Genomic DNA, 17,390 nt, shown 5'->3' on the forward strand with positions numbered 1-17,390 from the left:
AAAATGGCGCATATTGTAACCCTAAATACCCCATCCAGAGAAGATTGGTTATCGCAACTTGCCGATGTTGTGACCGATCCCGATGAACTTCTGCATCTTTTGAACATAGATGCAGATGAAAAACTGTTGGCCGGACGCGACGCGAGACGGCTTTTCGCCCTGCGCGTGCCGCGTGCGTTTATTGCCCGCATGGAGAAAGGCAACCCGGACGATCCGCTTTTACGTCAGGTACTGACTGCCCAGGAAGAGTTTGTGGCCGCGCCAGGCTACTCAACCGACCCACTGGAAGAACAGCACAGCGTGGTTCCCGGTCTGCTGCATAAATATCGCAATCGGGCACTGCTGCTGGTTAAAGGCGGTTGCGCGGTAAATTGTCGCTATTGCTTCCGCCGGCATTTCCCATACGCCGAAAATCAGGGCAATAAGCGCAACTGGCAGGTCGCCATCGACTACATTAACGCGCACCCTGAGCTGGATGAAATCATCTTCTCTGGTGGCGATCCGTTAATGGCCAAGGACCACGAACTGGACTGGTTGCTCACGCAACTGGAAGCTATCCCGCACATTAAGCGTCTGCGTATTCACAGCCGTTTGCCGATAGTGATCCCGGCGCGCATTACAGAAGGACTGGTCGAGCGTTTTGCGCACTCCTCCTTGCAAATTCTGCTGGTCAATCACATTAACCATGCCAATGAAATTGATGAGACGTTTCGCCAGGCGATGAGCAGTCTGCGCGCCGCGGGCGTTACGTTACTCAACCAGAGCGTATTGCTGCGAGGCGTGAACGATAACGCACAAACCCTGGCTAACCTTAGCAACGCACTGTTTGATGCCGGTGTAATGCCCTATTACCTGCACGTGCTGGATAAAGTGCAGGGTGCCGCACACTTTATGGTAAGCGACGATGAAGCGCGTCGCATTATGCGTGAGCTTCTGACGCTAGTTTCCGGCTATATGGTCCCCAAACTGGCGCGTGAAATTGGTGGAGAGCCAAGTAAAACACCGCTGGATCTGCAGTTACGTCAACAATAGCCATTACTGAGTGTCCGATTCCGGACACTCACCACGATTACTTATTATTTAAATCCCCACAAGTGGAGCCTCGCTTTTAATCTGTGCTATTTTAATTAGCGCAGTTAAATCATTCATTCGCAAATTTTATCAATAATTTCAAATGCAGAATATTAATAAATATATGGTTAGGGAGAACCTTTTATGGCTATAAGTATTAAGGGCATTAATACTGGCATTATTCGTCAAAAGAATGAATTTGTTGCCATGGTATTAAAAATAAAAGAACCAAGAAACAAGGAATCACTCTTTTTTCTCTCTCCACTTGGACTTAGAGACCTGCTTATTGCGCTGGAGAGCCGGCTGTACGCTATTTCTCAGCTAAACAAAGACGAGCGTATACAATATGAAAAGGCATGTGATAAAGCCAGCAAAAAAATGCACGAGAATATCCCGTCAATTCAGGAAGATGAACTAAAAAATGCGGATATTAACCGCCGCATAAATTCGCTGATGTTAGTGGATGACAAAGGCGAGAATTTAACATTTTCTCTGACGTTGCATGACGGACAAACATGCGAATTACTGGTTAATGAATTACAGATTCAGGTGCTGGCGCATGCAATTATTCACGCAATAAATAATGCTGGCATGAGAGAACTCGCGCTACGAATAACATCGCTGCTGGATTTCCTGCCGCTGTACGATGTTGATTGTCAGCAAAACGACAATCTGGAATACGACTCTTATACACAACCCGAATGGAAACATAACCTGTTTAATCATTATCTGGCGATTATTTACCGCTATACAGATGATAAAGGAAAAGCCCAGTTCTGTGGTTCGATCGTGAAAACTCGCGCCCTTTCCGGTAGCAAAGAAGCCGAAGCCATTACTCGCCGCCTTCTCGACTTCAGCCCGCGGCTGAAAAAACTTGCCGGTGTACCGTGCCAGGTGTTTGTCAGAACGTTGACGGGTGATAAGACGCAAAAGCTCAATCAGGATCAGTGCCTGCGCGCATTGCATCATTTACGCGTTCAGTCTGCGCATAAGACTCAGAATGCCTGATGGCGCTGCGCTTATCAGGCCTACGATCATTCGTACCGTAGGCCGGATAAGACGCTTTAGCGTCGCCATCCGGCATCAGCAGCAGTTCTCAATTAGGGCACTTATAAACCTGTCCAATCATCTCACTGGCGGTAGGAACAAAGCTGGACAGCATTCCCTGCGATGGGCTGCTGACGCCATAAATCACGTTACCGCCCATTGCCGCAGCCTGGTTACGCAGATCGTTTGCTGCGCCACGCATTGAGCCGCCCTCTTCGCCGTGCTGGCCTGAAAGCCAGTTGCTTTGCTTACCGGTTGCAGTGCCTATCAATTGGCACTCTGCGCCAGGCTTGTCTTCAACAAAACGTACGCTTTGCCCGGCTGAACTCAGTTCATTGCTGGAGCTACAACCCGCCATCAGTAGCGCGGCACCAACGATCCCTGCTAAATATTTCACGTGCATGTCATTCCCCATATTCAATTAGTTGGACCTTATGTCCGTAGCTGAATCATATACTAAAAAGATGACCAAAAGAAAAACCCCCAGACATTTCTGCCCGAGGGTTTCTCATTTTTCGCGAGATGCGTATTTAATCAAATAATTCAAGTTGCAGGCAGGCGGCAAGTTCATGAATCCCCCGGAGCTTACATGAGTAAGTGACTGGGGTGAACGAACGCGGCCAACGAACCTGCGGCTTGAAGTATGAAGATTAAATTACATCATGCCGCCCATTCCACCCATGCCACCCATACCGGCAGCACCTAAGTCAGGCGCATCGCCTTTCGGCAGGTCGGTAACCATGCACTCGGTGGTGATCATCAGACCCGCAACAGAAGCCGCGTACTGCAGAGCAGAACGAGTTACTTTGGTTGGATCCAGGATACCCATGTCGATCATGTTGCCGTATTCTTCAGTTGCAGCGTTGTAACCGTAGTTACCGTCACCAGCTTTCACGGTGTTAGCCACTACAGACGGCTCTTCGCCGCAGTTCAGTACGATTTGACGCAGTGGGGATTCCATTGCGCGCAGCGCAACTTTGATACCTACGTTCTGGTCTTCGTTCTGACCTTTCAGGCCGGCAATTTTAGACGCTACGCGAATCAGCGCAACACCACCACCAGCAACCACACCTTCTTCTACAGCAGCACGGGTAGCGTGCAGGGCATCTTCAACGCGGGCTTTCTTCTCTTTCATTTCAACTTCAGTCGCAGCACCAACTTTGATAACCGCAACGCCGCCTGCCAGTTTCGCTACGCGCTCCTGCAGTTTTTCACGGTCATAGTCGGAAGTTGCTTCTTCGATCTGCTGACGAATCTGAGTCACGCGACCCTGAATTGCAGCTTCGTCGCCCACGCCATCGATGATGGTGGTGGTGTCTTTGTTGATAACAACGCGTTTCGCCTGACCCAGATCTTCCAGAGTTGCTTTTTCCAGCTCCATACCGATCTCTTCAGAGATAACGGTACCACCGGTCAGGGTAGCGATATCCTGCAGCATTGCTTTACGACGATCGCCGAAGCCAGGTGCTTTAACCGCAGCGACTTTCACGATACCGCGCATGGTGTTAACAACCAGAGTTGCCAGCGCTTCGCCTTCAACATCTTCAGCGATGATCAGCAGCGGTTTGCCTGCTTTCGCTACAGCTTCCAGAACCGGCAGCATTTCGCGGATGTTGGAGATTTTCTTGTCAGCCAGCAGGATGAACGGGCTTTCCAGTTCTACTGCGCCAGTTTCCGGCTTGTTGATGAAGTAAGGAGACAGGTAGCCACGGTCGAACTGCATACCTTCAACCACGTCCAGTTCGTCCTGCAGACCGGTACCGTCTTCAACGGTGATCACGCCTTCTTTACCGACTTTGTCCATCGCTTCAGCGATCAGTTTACCTACGGTTTCGTCGGAGTTAGCGGAGATGGTACCAACCTGAGCAATAGCTTTAGAGTCGGAGCACGGTACGGACAGTGCTTTCAGTTCTTCAACAGCAGCAGCGACAGCTTTGTCGATACCACGTTTCAGATCCATCGGGTTCATGCCCGCAGCAACGGCTTTCAGACCTTCAGTGATGATGGACTGAGCCAGTACGGTTGCGGTGGTGGTACCGTCACCTGCAGCGTCGTTCGCTTTAGAGGCAACTTCTTTCACCATCTGCGCACCCATGTTTTCGAACTTGTCTTCCAGTTCGATTTCACGTGCTACGGAAACACCATCTTTAGTGATGGTCGGTGCACCGAAAGATTTATCCAGAACTACGTTACGGCCTTTTGGACCGAGGGTAACTTTCACTGCATCTGCCAGTACGTTTACGCCGCGCAGCATTTTCACACGAGCGTCGTTACCGAATTTTACGTCTTTAGCTGCCATTTTCTCTTTCCCTTAAATTCGTATGTTCAGTGTCGTTCGCGGATTAGGCTTCAACAATCGCCAGGATGTCGCTTTCAGACATGATCAACACTTCTTCATTGTCGATCTTCTCAGATTTAACACCGTAGCCATCGTTGAAAATAACGATATCGCCGACTTTCACGTCCAGCGGCTGTACGGTACCGTTGTCCAGGATGCGACCCTTACCGACAGCGATGATTTCGCCACGAGTTGATTTACCTGCTGCAGAACCGGTCAGTACGATGCCGCCAGCAGATTTGGATTCAACTTCTTTACGTTTGACGATCACACGATCATGTAACGGACGAATACTCATTGATAGCTCTCCTTTGAGAAAGTCTTTATCAGTTATGGGTGACGCCGGCCCGTAAACGGTTTCCCGGCTAGTGACCAGAGAGATGGGGATGGGGTTTTGTGCCTTCAAGGGGGCAAGCGAAAAAAATTTTTTATCAGCAGAAAATCCCGTCAAAACGCCGACGCACCTCACATTTCATAACGATTTCAGTCACGTCGTCATAAGCAAATCTGATTGTGATACCATCAAAAATCTGCGCTGTAGCCCGGTCAATGGGCATAACCGGATAACAACTTATGAGCGGACTGAAACAAGAGCTGGGACTGGCTCAGGGCGTTGGCCTGTTGTCGACATCATTGTTAGGTACAGGCGTTTTTGCCGTCCCCGCGCTGGCCGCACTGGTTGCGGGCAACAACAGCCTGTGGGCATGGCCGGTGCTGATTGTTTTGGTCTTTCCTGTGGCGATTGTCTTCGCCGTACTGGGTCGTCATTTTCCCAGCGCAGGCGGTGTGGCGCATTTTGTCGGCATGGCCTTTGGTTCACGCCTGGAGCGCGTCACCGGATGGCTATTTTTGTCGGTCATTCCTGTCGGTTTGCCTGCGGCATTGCATATCGCCGCCGGATTCGGTCAGGCGATGTTTGGCTGGCATGACGAGCAGCTTTTGCTGGCTGAGCTCGGTACGCTGGCATTGGTTTGGTACATCGGCTCTCGCGGCGCAAGCTCCAGCGCGAATCTACAAACGGTCATTGCAGGACTGATTGTTGCCCTGATTGTTGCTATCTGGTGGGCGGGCGATCTGACACCTGGCGAAATCCCCTTCCCTGCGATTACCGATATTGAGCTTCCCGGCCTGTTCGCCGCGTTGTCGGTCATGTTCTGGTGCTTTGTCGGCCTTGAAGCGTTTGCTCACCTGGCGTCTGAATTCAAAAATCCGGAGCGAGACTTCCCACGCGCACTGATGATCGGCCTGCTGCTGGCAGGGTCTGTTTATTGGGCATGCACCGTTGTCGTTCTCCATTTTGGTGCCTACGGCGAGCAAATGGCGGCCGCAGCGTCGCTGCCGGAGATCGTCGTGCAACTGTTTGGCGTACAAGCTCTGTGGGTCGCCTGCATCATTGGTTATCTGGCCTGTTTTGCCAGCCTCAACATTTATATACAAAGCTTCGCCCGGCTGGTCTGGTCGCAAGCGCAGTATAAGCCGGAGAGTTATCTGGCTCGTCTGTCCCCCCGACACCTTCCGCGCAATGCGCTAAACGCCGTATTGGGCTGCTGCGTAATCAGTACTCTGTGCATCTATATGCTGCAAATCAATCTCGATGCGTTAATCGTCTACGCCAACGGCATCTTTATTATGATTTATTTGCTGTGCATGTTGGCGGGGTGTCGATTACTGAAAGGGCATTATCGCGCACTGGCGATCATTGGCGGTCTGCTGTGCCTACTGCTACTGGCGATGGTCGGCTGGAAGAGTCTGTACGCGTTGATTATGCTGGCAGGACTGTGGCTGTTTTTACCCCGCAGGCCGGATAAGGCAACGTTGACGCCGTCATCCGGCCTATAAACACTTTTGCCGGATGGCGCTAACGCTTATCCGGCCTACATACTGATGCTTAATCCCGACGATCGTCTTTATGTTCGATGCTGTCGCGCTTGTCATCCTTGCGCTGAAATTCACCATCAAAAGTCTCACCGCCACCCGTTCCGGCGCTAAAACCACCGCCAGGCATACGCGAAAAACGCAAATGTGGCAGCAGTTTCATCGTCAGATGTTTTTGCACCGGGGGTAATAAAAGAAGAAGACCGAGGAAATCGGTGAAAAATCCGGGCAGCACCAACAGCAGACCGGCAATAATCAGCGATACGCTTTTGATCATTTCCGCAGCCGGACTTTCACCTGCCGCCATTTTCTGTTGCATCAGTAAAAAGTTCTTAAATCCCTGATTACGAACCAGAGACATACCGATAACCGATGTAAAAATAACCAAAATCAGCGTCATCAGGACGCCCATCACATGGGCAACCTGAATAAAAATAGATATCTCTATGTAAACATAGAGAAAAATGGCAAGTAATGGTATCCAGCGCAAAGGGATCTCCTGTTAATAACAGCCGTTTTGTTCAACTTCTGTTCGAAAAATTATGTTAATCGCATCGATTTGATATTGTGGTGGTTAGCAAAATTTCAAGTGGCTTGTACACTAATATTTGGGGTTAATCACAAAGGGGTGATCCATTTCACAGAATAATAAATAAGGGGTAAATTCCACGCTTTAAGTGATCCAGATTACGGTAGAAATCCTGAACCAGCATATGATCTCGGGTATCAGACCGATGCAGGGGATAATCGTCGGTCGAGAAACAATCGAAATCACATATATCCTGTGTGTTTAGTCAAATCATTGGCAGCTTGAAAAAGAAGGTTCACATGTTAAACAACATTCGTATCGAAGAAGACTTGTTGGGTACCAGGGAAGTTCCAGCGGACGCCTACTACGGTGTCCATACTCTGAGAGCGATTGAAAACTTCTACATTAGCAACAACAAAATCAGCGATATTCCTGAATTTGTTCGCGGTATGGTAATGGTTAAAAAGGCAGCGGCTATGGCCAACAAAGAGCTGCAAACCATTCCTAAGAGTGTGGCAAATGCCATCATCGCGGCGTGTGATGAAGTCCTGAATAACGGAAAATGCATGGATCAGTTCCCGGTAGACGTTTACCAGGGTGGTGCGGGTACCTCCGTCAACATGAACACCAACGAAGTTCTGGCCAATATCGGTCTGGAACTGATGGGTCACCAGAAAGGTGAATATCAGTACCTGAACCCGAACGACCACGTTAACAAATGTCAGTCTACCAACGACGCATACCCAACTGGCTTCCGTATCGCTGTATACGCATCCATCATCAAACTGGTTGATGCACTGAACCAGCTGCGCGAAGGCTTCGAGAAAAAAGCTGTTGAATTCCAGGACATCCTGAAAATGGGTCGTACCCAGCTGCAGGATGCTGTACCGATGACCCTCGGTCAGGAATTCCATGCTTTTAGCGTACTGTTGAAAGAAGAAGTGAAAAACATTAGCCGTACCGCTGAGCTGCTGCTGGAAGTTAACCTCGGCGCGACAGCAATCGGTACTGGTCTGAACACGCCGAAAGAGTACTCTCCGCTGGCAGTACAGAAACTGGCTGAAGTCACCGGCTTCGCCTGTGTTCCGGCAGAAGACCTGATTGAAGCAACTTCTGACTGTGGCGCATACGTTATGGTGCACGGCGCACTGAAACGTCTGGCTGTGAAGATGTCCAAAATCTGTAACGACCTGCGTTTGCTCTCCTCTGGTCCGCGTGCGGGTCTGAACGAGATCAACCTGCCGGAACTGCAGGCTGGTTCTTCTATCATGCCAGCTAAAGTGAACCCGGTTGTTCCGGAAGTCGTAAACCAGGTGTGCTTCAAAGTCATCGGTAACGACATCACTGTAACCATGGCATCTGAAGCTGGTCAGCTGCAGCTGAACGTAATGGAGCCGGTCATTGGTCAGGCAATGTTTGAATCCATTCACATTCTGAGCAATGCTTGCTACAACCTGCTGGAAAAATGCGTTAGTGGTATCACTGCTAACAAAGAAGTCTGTGAAGCGTTTGTATTCAACTCCATCGGCATCGTTACTTACCTCAACCCGTTCATTGGTCACCACAACGGCGACATCGTCGGTAAAATTTGTGCCGAAACTGGTAAGAGCGTACGTGAAGTTGTCCTGGAGCGCGGTCTGTTGACCGAGTCTGAACTGGACGATATCTTCTCTGCACAGAACCTGATGCACCCTGCTTATAAAGCAAAACGTTATACTGATGAAAGCGAACAGTAATCGTGTAGGGTAGTACCGGAGAAGGCACGTCATGATGACGTGCCTTTTTTCTTACTCGAAGTTACTTAAAAACAACAATTTAATATCAACTTGTTAAACAACAAGGAAGGCTAATATGATAGTTTTAGAACTTATCATCGTTTTGCTGGCAATCTTTTTAGGTGCCAGACTTGGGGGTATCGGTATTGGATTTGCAGGTGGGCTGGGTGTTCTGGTTCTCGCCGCTATCGGCGTAAAACCCGGTAATATCCCGTTCGATGTTATTTCCATCATCATGGCGGTTATCGCTGCCATTTCAGCTATGCAGATTGCAGGTGGTCTGGACTATCTGGTTCATCAAACTGAAAAACTGCTGCGTAAAAACCCGAAATACATCACGATCCTTGCACCTATCGTGACCTATTTCCTGACTATCTTCGCAGGTACCGGCAACATCTCTCTGGCAACGCTGCCAGTTATCGCTGAAGTTGCGAAAGAACAAGGGATCAAACCTTGCCGCCCGCTCTCTACTGCAGTGGTTTCTGCACAGATTGCGATTACGGCTTCTCCAATCTCCGCAGCCGTGGTTTACATGTCTTCCGTAATGGAAGGTCATGGCATCAGCTACATTCACCTGCTGTCCGTGGTCATTCCATCCACCCTGCTGGCTGTTCTGGTCATGTCCTTCCTGGTAACTGCGCTGTTCAACTCCAAACTGTCTGACGATCCGATTTATCGTAAGCGTCTGGAAGAAGGCCTGGTTGAACTGCGTGGTGAAAGACAAGTTGAAATCAAAGCGGGCGCAAAAACTTCTGTTTGGTTGTTCCTGCTGGGCGTGGTTTGTGTCGTCGTATATGCGATCGTCAACAGCCCAAGCCTCGGTCTGGTCGCTAAGCCGCTGATGAACACCACCAACGCAATCCTGATCATCATGCTGAGCATCGCGACGCTGACCACGATCATCTGCCGCGTTGAAACTGACTCCATCCTGAACTCCAGCACTTTCAAAGCCGGTATGAGCGCCTGTATTTGTATCCTGGGTGTTGCATGGCTGGGTGATACCTTCGTATCTCACAACATTGACTGGATCAAAGATACTGCAGGTAGCGTAATTCAGGGTCATCCGTGGCTGCTGGCTGTCATCTTCTTCTTTGCTTCTGCACTGCTGTACTCTCAGGCTGCAACCGCTAAAGCACTGATGCCGATGGCTCTGGCTCTGAACGTTTCCCCACTGACTGCTGTTGCGTCTTTCGCCGCGGTTTCTGGCCTGTTCATTCTGCCAACCTACCCAACTCTGGTTGCGGCAGTTCAGATGGATGACACCGGTACAACTCGCATCGGTAAATTCGTCTTTAACCATCCGTTCTTCATCCCGGGTACTCTGGGTGTGGTTCTGGCTGTCTGCTTCGGCTTCTTGCTGGGCAGCTTCATGCTGTAAGTTTTTCCTGCAGGGTGCCTGGGCGCCCTGCAGTTCCTCCTCCCCACCCCGCTTTAACTAACATCCTTCCCTCGTCCGTTGTATAGTGACCACTCTTTTGCTGGTTACTCTGTTCTTTCGAGGTGTTTATGCTTGATGTAAAGAGTCAGGATATTTCCATCCCCGATACCGTTGTGGTGCTCTGTACCGCCCCGGATGAAGCAACCGCCCAGGATCTCGCCGCCAAAGTGCTGGCGGAAAAGCTGGCTGCTTGCGTGACCCTGCTACCCGGTGCGACCTCCCTCTACTATTGGGAAGGCAAACTGGAACAGGAATATGAAGTCCAGATGATTTTAAAAACCACCGTCACACACCAGCAAGCCCTTCTCGATTGCCTGAAGTCACATCATCCATATCAAACACCTGAACTTCTGGTTTTACCCGTCACTCACGGAGACTTTGATTACCGCTCATGGCTCAACGCATCCTTACGCTGATCCTGCTGCTGTGCAGCACATCTACCTTTGCCGGATTATTTGACGCGCCTGGCCGCTCGCAGTTTGTTCCTGCCGATCGGGCGTTTGTTTTTGATTTTCAGCAAAACCAACACGATCTGAACCTCACATGGCAGGTTAAAGATGGCTACTATCTGTATCGCAAACAGATAAGCATTACGCCATCTCAGGCCGATATTGCTGAGGTAAAATTGCCGCCAGGCGTCTGGCATGAAGATGAGTTTTACGGCAAAAGTGAGATTTACCGTAAACAGCTGACTGTCCCGATCACGGTCAATCAGGCTAAGTCTGGCGCAACATTAACGGTCACATATCAGGGCTGCGCCGACGCTGGATTTTGCTATCCGCCAGAAACAAAAACGGTGCCATTAAGTGAAGTGTCTGCTGGTTCCGCGGCCGCCTCTGCGCCAGCCCCAGCCACTGCAGATCCGCAAGAGAAACCGCAGCCCACGGCCCAACTCCCCTTCTCCGCACTGTGGGCATTGCTGATCGGAATTGGTATCGCGTTTACGCCTTGCGTACTGCCGATGTATCCGTTGATTTCCGGTATCGTACTGGGTGGCAAGCAACGCTTATCAACCGGACGGGCACTGCTGCTGACGTTTATCTACGTTCAAGGGATGGCGCTCACCTATACCGCGCTGGGTTTGGTTGTTGCAGCCGCCGGTTTGCAGTTCCAGGCTGCGCTTCAGCATCCCTACGTCCTGATTGGCCTTGCCGTCATCTTTACGCTGCTGGCTCTGTCGATGTTTGGCCTGTTCACGCTGCAACTGCCCTCATCGCTGCAAACGCGCCTCACGCTAATGAGTAACCGCCAGCAAGGCGGATCTCCCGGCAGCGTCTTTGCGATGGGGGCGATTGCTGGCCTCATCTGTTCTCCTTGCACAACGGCCCCGCTAAGCGCGATTTTGCTGTATATCGCTCAGAGCGGGAACATGTGGCTGGGAGGTGGCACACTGTATCTGTATGCGTTGGGGATGGGATTACCCCTGATGCTGATTACCGTATTTGGCAACCGCTTGCTGCCTAAAAGTGGCCCATGGATGGAACATGTCAAAACCGCTTTTGGCTTTGTCATTCTGGCGCTTCCCGTCTTCTTGCTCGAACGTATCGTTGGCGACGAGTGGAGCGTTCGCTTATGGTCACTGCTAGGCGTCGCGTTCTTTGGCTGGGCGTTCATCACCAGCCTACAGGCAAAGCACGCCTGGATGCGTATCGTGCAGATTGTCCTGTTAGCCGCAGCACTGGTAAGCGTGCGTCCATTGCAAGACTGGGCGTTCGGCGCGCCATATGCTCAAACCCAGGCACATCTTAACTTCACGCCGGTGGCATCGATAGATGCGTTAAATCAAGCACTGGCGCAAGCTAAAGGCAGGCCAGTCATGCTGGATCTGTATGCCGACTGGTGTGTAGCCTGTAAGGAATTTGAAAAGTACACGTTCAGTAATCCGCAGGTTCAGCAAGCGCTAGGCAACACAGTGCTATTGCAGGCGGATGTGACAGCAAACAATGCCCAGGATGTCGCTCTCCTGAAACATCTACAGGTTTTAGGTTTGCCGACTATCTTGTTCTTTGATGCCGAGGGGAAAGAGCACCCGGAAGCTCGGGTTACGGGCTTTATGGATGCCGCGACCTTCAGCGCACATTTGCGCGATCGCCAACCGTGAGCGACACTTGCAACAGGAAATACGGAGGAGAATACCGTGCAACGTGAAGATGTCCTGGGAGAAGCCCTGAAATTACTTGAGGTGCAAGGGATAGCCAATACCACGCTGGAAATGGTGGCCGAACGCATCGATTATCCTCTGGATGAACTGCAGCGCTTTTGGCCCGATAAAGAGGCCATTCTGTACGATGCGCTACGCTACCTCAGCCAGCGGGTGGATATCTGGCGGCGTCAGCTTTTGCTGGATGACACACTGAGCGCTGAGCAGAAATTACTGGCGCGCTACACCGCGCTCTCCGAATGCGTGAGCAATAATCGCTATCCCGGCTGTCTGTTCATCGCCGCTTGTACGTTTTACCCCGATCCCGGGCATCCGATCCATCAGTTAGCCGATCAGCAAAAAAAGGCGGCACATGACTTCACCCATGAGCTGCTGACGACGCTGGAAGTTGACGACCCGGCAATGGTCGCCAAACAGATGGAACTGGTGCTGGAAGGCTGCCTGAGCCGCATGCTGGTTAATCGTAGCCATGCAGATGTCGAAACGGCACACCGCCTGGCTGAAGATATCCTGCGCTTTGCCCAGTGCCGAATGGGCGGTGCGCTGACCTAAGCGAGCATTATCTGTTTTCGTCGCCTCTGCCGGATAGATTTGTGCAAACTTCAGGCATAACCATGCAGATTGCCGCAATATTAAGCGGTTGAACAATGTTTCCAGAAATTTGATTGACTGACAGACGTGAATACGGTTTAATGCGCCCCGTTGCCCGGATAGCTCAGTCGGTAGAGCAGGGGATTGAAAATCCCCGTGTCCTTGGTTCGATTCCGAGTCCGGGCACCACTATTTAGAAGAACCCGCCTATGGCGGGTTTTTTGCTTTCTGGGCTCCGCGAGATTTCTTATCGTTCTGACCACAGCAACCCCTACCCCACCTCATCACGACACTTAAACCTTTCACTGGAACCACGATGGTACTGCAAAAAATATAGCGGTATCAGGCACACCTCTTTGTCTGGCGTGCTTATCCATAGGCCAGATTTGAGTAATTTATCTGAACAACCTTGGGCACAATACTGTTGCGGGAGCGCCAGGTCGCGCCGCACTTCATTGATAAGCTCGCTGAAGGTCCCCCCCTCTTCCAGATGGCGTTGTAGGGTACGCACATTCATCCCCACGGGCTGGAGTTGGTGCGCCGCCTCGACATCTGAAGCAAACGCCAGGGAGTAAATACCAACCTTCATCTACAATTGCCATCATACCGAGCAAATAATGAGTCAACGAGGAACCTGGATGGTGAAAACAAGAGTCATACAGTCAGCGCAGGGAGCCCATGCCTATCCGTTGCTGATCAAGAGCTTGCTGCTGTCGGGTGGGCGTTCTCATCCCGAGCGAGAAATCGTCTACGCCGACAAGCTGCGTTACGACTATCGCACCCTCAAACAGCGCATCCATCGCCTGGCAAACATGCTGACAGCGGCCGGTGTCATGCCTGGAGACACCGTCGCCCTCTTAGATTGGGACAGCCATCGCGCCCTCGAGTGCTTCTTCGCGGTGCCTATGATTGGTGCCGTGCTACACACGGTGAACGTCCGCTTCTCGGCGGACCAAATCGCTTACACCATGAATCATGCCGAGGACAACCTGGTACTGGTGCACGACGACTTCTTGCCGGTTGTCGAGTCACTGGCAGAGACACTGACCACTGTCCGGGGATACATCCAGCTTAGCGACGAAGAATCGAAGGCAACCAGCCTGCCGGTGCTGGGGGAATATGAGCCCCTTCTGGCCGCAGCGGGAGATCGCTTTGACTTCCCCGACTTCGATGAAAACTCGGTAGCGACCTTGTTCTACACCACTGGAACCACGGGCAATCCCAAGGGGGTCTACTTCAGCCATCGTCAGCTGGTCCTGCACACGCTCAATGAGCTGGGCCTCCTGGCAGCCCACGAGGGACAGTCGCTGCTACGATCGAACGATGTCTACATGCCGATCACTCCTATGTTTCACGTGCACGCCTGGGGCGCTCCCTATGTCGCAACAATGCTTGGTGTGAAGCAGGTCTACCCCGGTCGTTACGAACCCAACAAGCTGGTGCGGTTCTATCACGATGAGGGTGTAACCTTCTCGCACTGTGTGCCAACCATCTTGCAAATGATCCTCGAGTGCGACGAAGCCACACGGACCGATCTGTCGGGATGGAAGATGTTGCTGGGTGGCAGTTCACTGTCCCTTGGACTGGCGACACAGGCCCACCATAAGGGCATACGCATTCACGCTGGCTATGGTATGTCTGAAACCTGTCCCCTGCTCTGTATGACCCACTTAAGCGATGCCGAGCTGGCCCTTCCCATGGATGAGCAGTTACCCTTGCGGATTCGAACCGGCCTGTCTGTTCCGTTGGTGGATCTGCGTATCGTTGATGGCGAAGGTCGGGAGGTAGTGCACGACGGCGAAGCCCTGGGTGAAATAGTGGTGCGAGCCCCTTGGCTGACTCAGGGCTACCTGAAGGAACCCGAGAAAGGAGCTGAGCTATGGAATGGCAGTTGGCTGCATACCGGCGACATTGCCTCTATCGATCCCCATGGGATAGTGGAAATAAAGGATCGCATCAAAGACGTAATCAAGACGGGCGGTGAGTGGATAAGCACGCTGGAGCTGGAGAGCCTCATCAGCTCACACGCGGCGGTCAGGTCGGTAGCCGTCGTCGGGATACCTGATGAACAGTGGGGCGAACGCCCCCTGGCTCTGGTGGTTTGCAAGGAAGGAGAAGACCTGGAGCCGCAGGCCATAGCGGCACATCTGCAAGGATTCGTCGACCGCGGCCACATCACTAAATGGGCGATCCCACGGCAGATAAGGATAGTCCCGGAAATTCCCAAAACCAGCGTCGGCAAGATCAACAAGCGCTTGATCCGCGAGCTCGAAGCCAGCAATGGGAAGGAAAGCATTTAAGCGATCTGTCGCATTCATAGCGTAAGGTTAACAACAGTCACACTGCTTATATTTCAGGTAGCATGTCGGTATCAATGCTCTGCCGGGGATCTCACCGTCCCCGCGCGGATGCTGATCGCCCTTTAGCAAATGGGTGCCTGGGCATGTTCATCGCCACAGGCACCTCGGGCCCGGCGTTATGTTGATTCGGCAAAATCAGTTTACGGGCTGATTTCCTTGCTTTGTGGATTCCGGTCAATGTCAGGTCCTGCTGGACGAAAAATCCGCCCCCAGACCTTCCATCCAGCCTGATCACTTACCTAAATCTGCATTATTCAACAACGCCAGATTCCCCCTCACTCATGCTTTCTTTGCTTTGAATGAACCGGAGCGCCAAATAAAGGTCTGGTGCCAGAATCATGTCGTCATCTTTCATTGTCGGTCGACTCTCCTTAAACCAGCGTGTTAACTCCGTTTTTCGGCCCGCAAGAATTAACTTAATCTGCCGCCCCTTCAGGTCCCGTTTTAACTCATTAATGGTTGCCAGAACGCTGATATCTGAATAGGTAAAGCAAGAAACGGCGTCAATGACCACCCATTTAGGTTGTAGTACTGCACCATCGACTAAATTCAAAACGCGGCGCTTAAAATAGGCCACATTAAAATAGGTCAGCGGTGAGTTAAATCTGTACATCAACACGCCAGGGATCATTTTCACATCAGTTGAATTACCTAATGAGTGAATCATTCCATGTTCGTCAATTCCCAATAAGTGTTCAGTAGGACGAAAAACTGTGCGCAGGAACTGCAACAGACCCAGCAATACCGCAAGGCCAATCCCCTGAATAACACCAATAATCAGAACACAGCCAAAGGTGAAGAACGCCAGGCGAAATGCGGGTTTATTTCTTCGCCTCAGGTTCCAGAGTCCGCGTAAATCAATTAATGACCACGATGCATAAATTAGAACAATGCCTAATGCAGATACCGGAATAAATTGTAATGGCTGGGTGAAAAATACCACGACGATTCCAATGATTAAGGCAGCAACAACGGAAACAAGCTGGCTTTTCCCTCCAGAGGAATCATTTACCGCAGTCCGGGAATCGGCTCCGCTAATCGCAAACCCCTGAGATAAGCCAGACATTAGATTCGCGACACCCAAAGCCCTGAACTCAGCATCAGCATTTATTTCGTATCCGTTTTTTGCGGCAAAACTGCGAGCGGTTAGCATCAGGCTAACAAAACTGACTAACGCCAGGTTCAGCGCAGGGATCAATAAATCACGCGCCAGACCAGGCTGAAACGATCCCCAGTGAACGACGGGCAAACCAGACTGAAAGCCCGATCCCCCAATAGTGGCAATCCCATACTGCTGCGCAGATGTAATCCATACCAGCGCCGTTGTTATCACAATAGCAATCAACGGTGCTGGCCATTGGCTACGAAACGTTTTGATAGCTATTAAAATCGCTAACGTTAGGATGGAGATACCTAAGGTTAATAAATGAATTTCTGAGAGTCGGCCAGGCAGGGCAATGATCTTCTCAATCACTTGCTCTTCATCAAGCGTAATCCCCAACACCTTACCGAGTTGCCCGACAATAATCGTCACGGCAACCCCGTTAAGCAGACCCGTTAGAATGGGATGCGAAAGCAAGTCAGCAAGCGCACCCAGGCGAAATTTACTGGCAAGCAGGCACCATCCCCCCATCATCACAGTCATGACAATTGTCAACTGCCAGTGAAGTTCTGGGTTTCCGGCAGAAAGAGGAACCACAACGGCCGCAATCACCGCGCAGGTCGTGGCATCAGGACCAACAATCAATTGGCGGGAAGAACCAAACAGCGCATAAGCTAGCATTGGCAAAACGCAGGAATATAATCCGACGATAGCCCCGACTCCCGCCAACTCAGCGTAAGCAATCGCAACCGGTAGTGCTACGGCAGCAACGGATAACCCGGCTTTAACATCATGTTTTAGCCAGCTTTTATCGTACGCTAATAAATTTTTTAGCCCTGGCATGTAGTTTAATACCATTTTTCCGAACACTTTATTCTCCGGATAGACCCTTACTTATAGATAAAGGTACACGTAACTATCGCAGGCGATCCTGATATTTTCGGGAGGTAATACAGAAAATTCAGATTGGGGGTTTACCGCATATACCGCAGGATGGCTTGTGTTATGGAGGCTCAGGATATAGCTTTGCACCCGATGGTGCGGTGTTGTGATGTGCCTGATGCGCTGCGCTTATCAGGCCTACTGAAACGCATTCACTGACG

At 51.1% G+C, this 17,390-nt stretch carries 15 protein-coding genes and 1 tRNA gene; 10 read left to right on the top strand and 6 right to left on the bottom strand.

Going from position 1 to position 17,390, the window contains the following annotated elements:
• The first annotated feature begins 3 nt into the window (after positions 1-3).
• Positions 4-1,032, top strand: a complete 1,029-nt coding sequence (gene epmB, locus OGY68_RS00590) for an EF-P beta-lysylation protein EpmB (RefSeq protein ID WP_008785989.1) — start codon at positions 4-6, stop codon at positions 1,030-1,032.
• Positions 1,033-1,215: 183 nt separating this feature from the next.
• Positions 1,216-2,079: a YjeJ family protein gene (gene yjeJ / locus OGY68_RS00595; RefSeq protein ID WP_057066607.1), complete on the top strand. Its 864-nt coding sequence runs from the start codon at positions 1,216-1,218 to the stop codon at positions 2,077-2,079.
• A gap of 88 nt (positions 2,080-2,167) precedes the next feature.
• On the opposite strand, the gene OGY68_RS00600 is transcribed toward yjeJ, so the two are convergent.
• From OGY68_RS00600 to OGY68_RS00610, 3 genes are all read right to left on the bottom strand, one after another.
• On the bottom strand, positions 2,168-2,521 hold the full coding sequence (locus OGY68_RS00600; RefSeq protein WP_003025468.1) for a DUF4156 domain-containing protein: 354 nt from the start codon (positions 2,519-2,521) through the stop codon (positions 2,168-2,170).
• A 252-nt stretch (positions 2,522-2,773) separates the two neighbouring features.
• A complete protein-coding gene (groL, locus tag OGY68_RS00605; RefSeq protein WP_003830576.1) occupies positions 2,774-4,417 on the bottom strand; it encodes a chaperonin GroEL in 1,644 nt (547 codons plus the stop codon).
• A gap of 43 nt (positions 4,418-4,460) precedes the next feature.
• On the bottom strand, positions 4,461-4,754 hold the full coding sequence (locus OGY68_RS00610; protein ID WP_000027827.1) for a co-chaperone GroES: 294 nt from the start codon (positions 4,752-4,754) through the stop codon (positions 4,461-4,463).
• Between the two features lie 275 nt (positions 4,755-5,029).
• On the opposite strand from OGY68_RS00610, the gene yjeH reads away from it, so the two are divergent.
• Positions 5,030-6,295, top strand: a complete 1,266-nt coding sequence (gene yjeH / locus OGY68_RS00615) for an L-methionine/branched-chain amino acid transporter (protein WP_057066611.1) — start codon at positions 5,030-5,032, stop codon at positions 6,293-6,295.
• Positions 6,296-6,344: 49 nt separating this feature from the next.
• On the opposite strand, the gene OGY68_RS00620 is transcribed toward yjeH, so the two are convergent.
• Positions 6,345-6,821, bottom strand: coding sequence for an FxsA family protein (locus OGY68_RS00620; protein WP_003025457.1), 477 nt, complete (start codon positions 6,819-6,821; stop codon positions 6,345-6,347).
• 338 nt (positions 6,822-7,159) lie between these two features.
• Between OGY68_RS00620 and aspA the strand changes: the two genes are divergently transcribed.
• From aspA to OGY68_RS00650, 6 genes are all read left to right on the top strand, one after another.
• Complete coding sequence (gene aspA, locus OGY68_RS00625; protein ID WP_003830668.1) at positions 7,160-8,596, top strand: aspartate ammonia-lyase; 1,437 nt, start codon at positions 7,160-7,162, stop codon at positions 8,594-8,596.
• A 115-nt stretch (positions 8,597-8,711) separates the two neighbouring features.
• Complete coding sequence (gene dcuA, locus OGY68_RS00630) at positions 8,712-10,013, top strand: anaerobic C4-dicarboxylate transporter DcuA (protein ID WP_003830670.1); 1,302 nt, start codon at positions 8,712-8,714, stop codon at positions 10,011-10,013.
• Positions 10,014-10,141: 128 nt separating this feature from the next.
• On the top strand, positions 10,142-10,489 hold the full coding sequence (cutA, locus tag OGY68_RS00635) for a divalent cation tolerance protein CutA (RefSeq protein WP_003025447.1): 348 nt from the start codon (positions 10,142-10,144) through the stop codon (positions 10,487-10,489).
• Positions 10,465-12,174, top strand: coding sequence for a protein-disulfide reductase DsbD (locus OGY68_RS00640; protein ID WP_057066613.1), 1,710 nt, complete (start codon positions 10,465-10,467; stop codon positions 12,172-12,174). The genes cutA and OGY68_RS00640 overlap by 25 nt, the downstream gene beginning before the upstream one ends.
• Positions 12,175-12,210: 36 nt before the next feature.
• On the top strand, positions 12,211-12,786 hold the full coding sequence (locus OGY68_RS00645) for a transcriptional regulator (protein WP_008785982.1): 576 nt from the start codon (positions 12,211-12,213) through the stop codon (positions 12,784-12,786).
• Positions 12,787-12,938: 152 nt separating this feature from the next.
• Positions 12,939-13,014: transfer RNA gene (locus OGY68_RS00650), tRNA-Phe, on the top strand.
• Positions 13,015-13,096: 82 nt separating this feature from the next.
• On the opposite strand, the gene OGY68_RS00655 is transcribed toward OGY68_RS00650, so the two are convergent.
• Complete coding sequence (locus tag OGY68_RS00655) at positions 13,097-13,414, bottom strand: helix-turn-helix transcriptional regulator (protein ID WP_057066614.1); 318 nt, start codon at positions 13,412-13,414, stop codon at positions 13,097-13,099.
• A 49-nt stretch (positions 13,415-13,463) separates the two neighbouring features.
• On the opposite strand from OGY68_RS00655, the gene OGY68_RS00660 reads away from it, so the two are divergent.
• Positions 13,464-15,125: a fatty acid--CoA ligase gene (locus OGY68_RS00660; RefSeq protein ID WP_057066616.1), complete on the top strand. Its 1,662-nt coding sequence runs from the start codon at positions 13,464-13,466 to the stop codon at positions 15,123-15,125.
• A 310-nt stretch (positions 15,126-15,435) separates the two neighbouring features.
• On the opposite strand, the gene OGY68_RS00665 is transcribed toward OGY68_RS00660, so the two are convergent.
• On the bottom strand, positions 15,436-17,157 hold the full coding sequence (locus tag OGY68_RS00665) for a SulP family inorganic anion transporter (RefSeq protein WP_008785980.1): 1,722 nt from the start codon (positions 17,155-17,157) through the stop codon (positions 15,436-15,438).
• Positions 17,158-17,390: the final 233 nt, after the last annotated feature.

The organism is Citrobacter sp. Cpo065, assembly GCF_030332805.1.
Lineage (GTDB): Bacteria > Pseudomonadota > Gammaproteobacteria > Enterobacterales > Enterobacteriaceae > Citrobacter > Citrobacter portucalensis.

Excerpts from the sequence above, each read along its gene's own strand:
- epmB (WP_008785989.1), top strand. The coding sequence starts at position 4 with ATGGCGCATATTGTAACCCTAAATACCCCATCCAGAGAAGATTGGTTA.
- yjeJ (WP_057066607.1), top strand. The coding sequence starts at position 1,216 with ATGGCTATAAGTATTAAGGGCATTAATACTGGCATTATTCGTCAAAAG.
- OGY68_RS00600 (WP_003025468.1), bottom strand. The coding sequence starts at position 2,521 with ATGCACGTGAAATATTTAGCAGGGATCGTTGGTGCCGCGCTACTGATG.
- groL (WP_003830576.1), bottom strand. The coding sequence starts at position 4,417 with ATGGCAGCTAAAGACGTAAAATTCGGTAACGACGCTCGTGTGAAAATG.
- OGY68_RS00610 (WP_000027827.1), bottom strand. The coding sequence starts at position 4,754 with ATGAGTATTCGTCCGTTACATGATCGTGTGATCGTCAAACGTAAAGAA.
- yjeH (WP_057066611.1), top strand. The coding sequence starts at position 5,030 with ATGAGCGGACTGAAACAAGAGCTGGGACTGGCTCAGGGCGTTGGCCTG.
- aspA (WP_003830668.1), top strand. The coding sequence starts at position 7,160 with ATGTTAAACAACATTCGTATCGAAGAAGACTTGTTGGGTACCAGGGAA.
- dcuA (WP_003830670.1), top strand. The coding sequence starts at position 8,712 with ATGATAGTTTTAGAACTTATCATCGTTTTGCTGGCAATCTTTTTAGGT.
- cutA (WP_003025447.1), top strand. The coding sequence starts at position 10,142 with ATGCTTGATGTAAAGAGTCAGGATATTTCCATCCCCGATACCGTTGTG.
- OGY68_RS00640 (WP_057066613.1), top strand. The coding sequence starts at position 10,465 with ATGGCTCAACGCATCCTTACGCTGATCCTGCTGCTGTGCAGCACATCT.
- OGY68_RS00655 (WP_057066614.1), bottom strand. The coding sequence starts at position 13,414 with ATGAAGGTTGGTATTTACTCCCTGGCGTTTGCTTCAGATGTCGAGGCG.
- OGY68_RS00660 (WP_057066616.1), top strand. The coding sequence starts at position 13,464 with ATGGTGAAAACAAGAGTCATACAGTCAGCGCAGGGAGCCCATGCCTAT.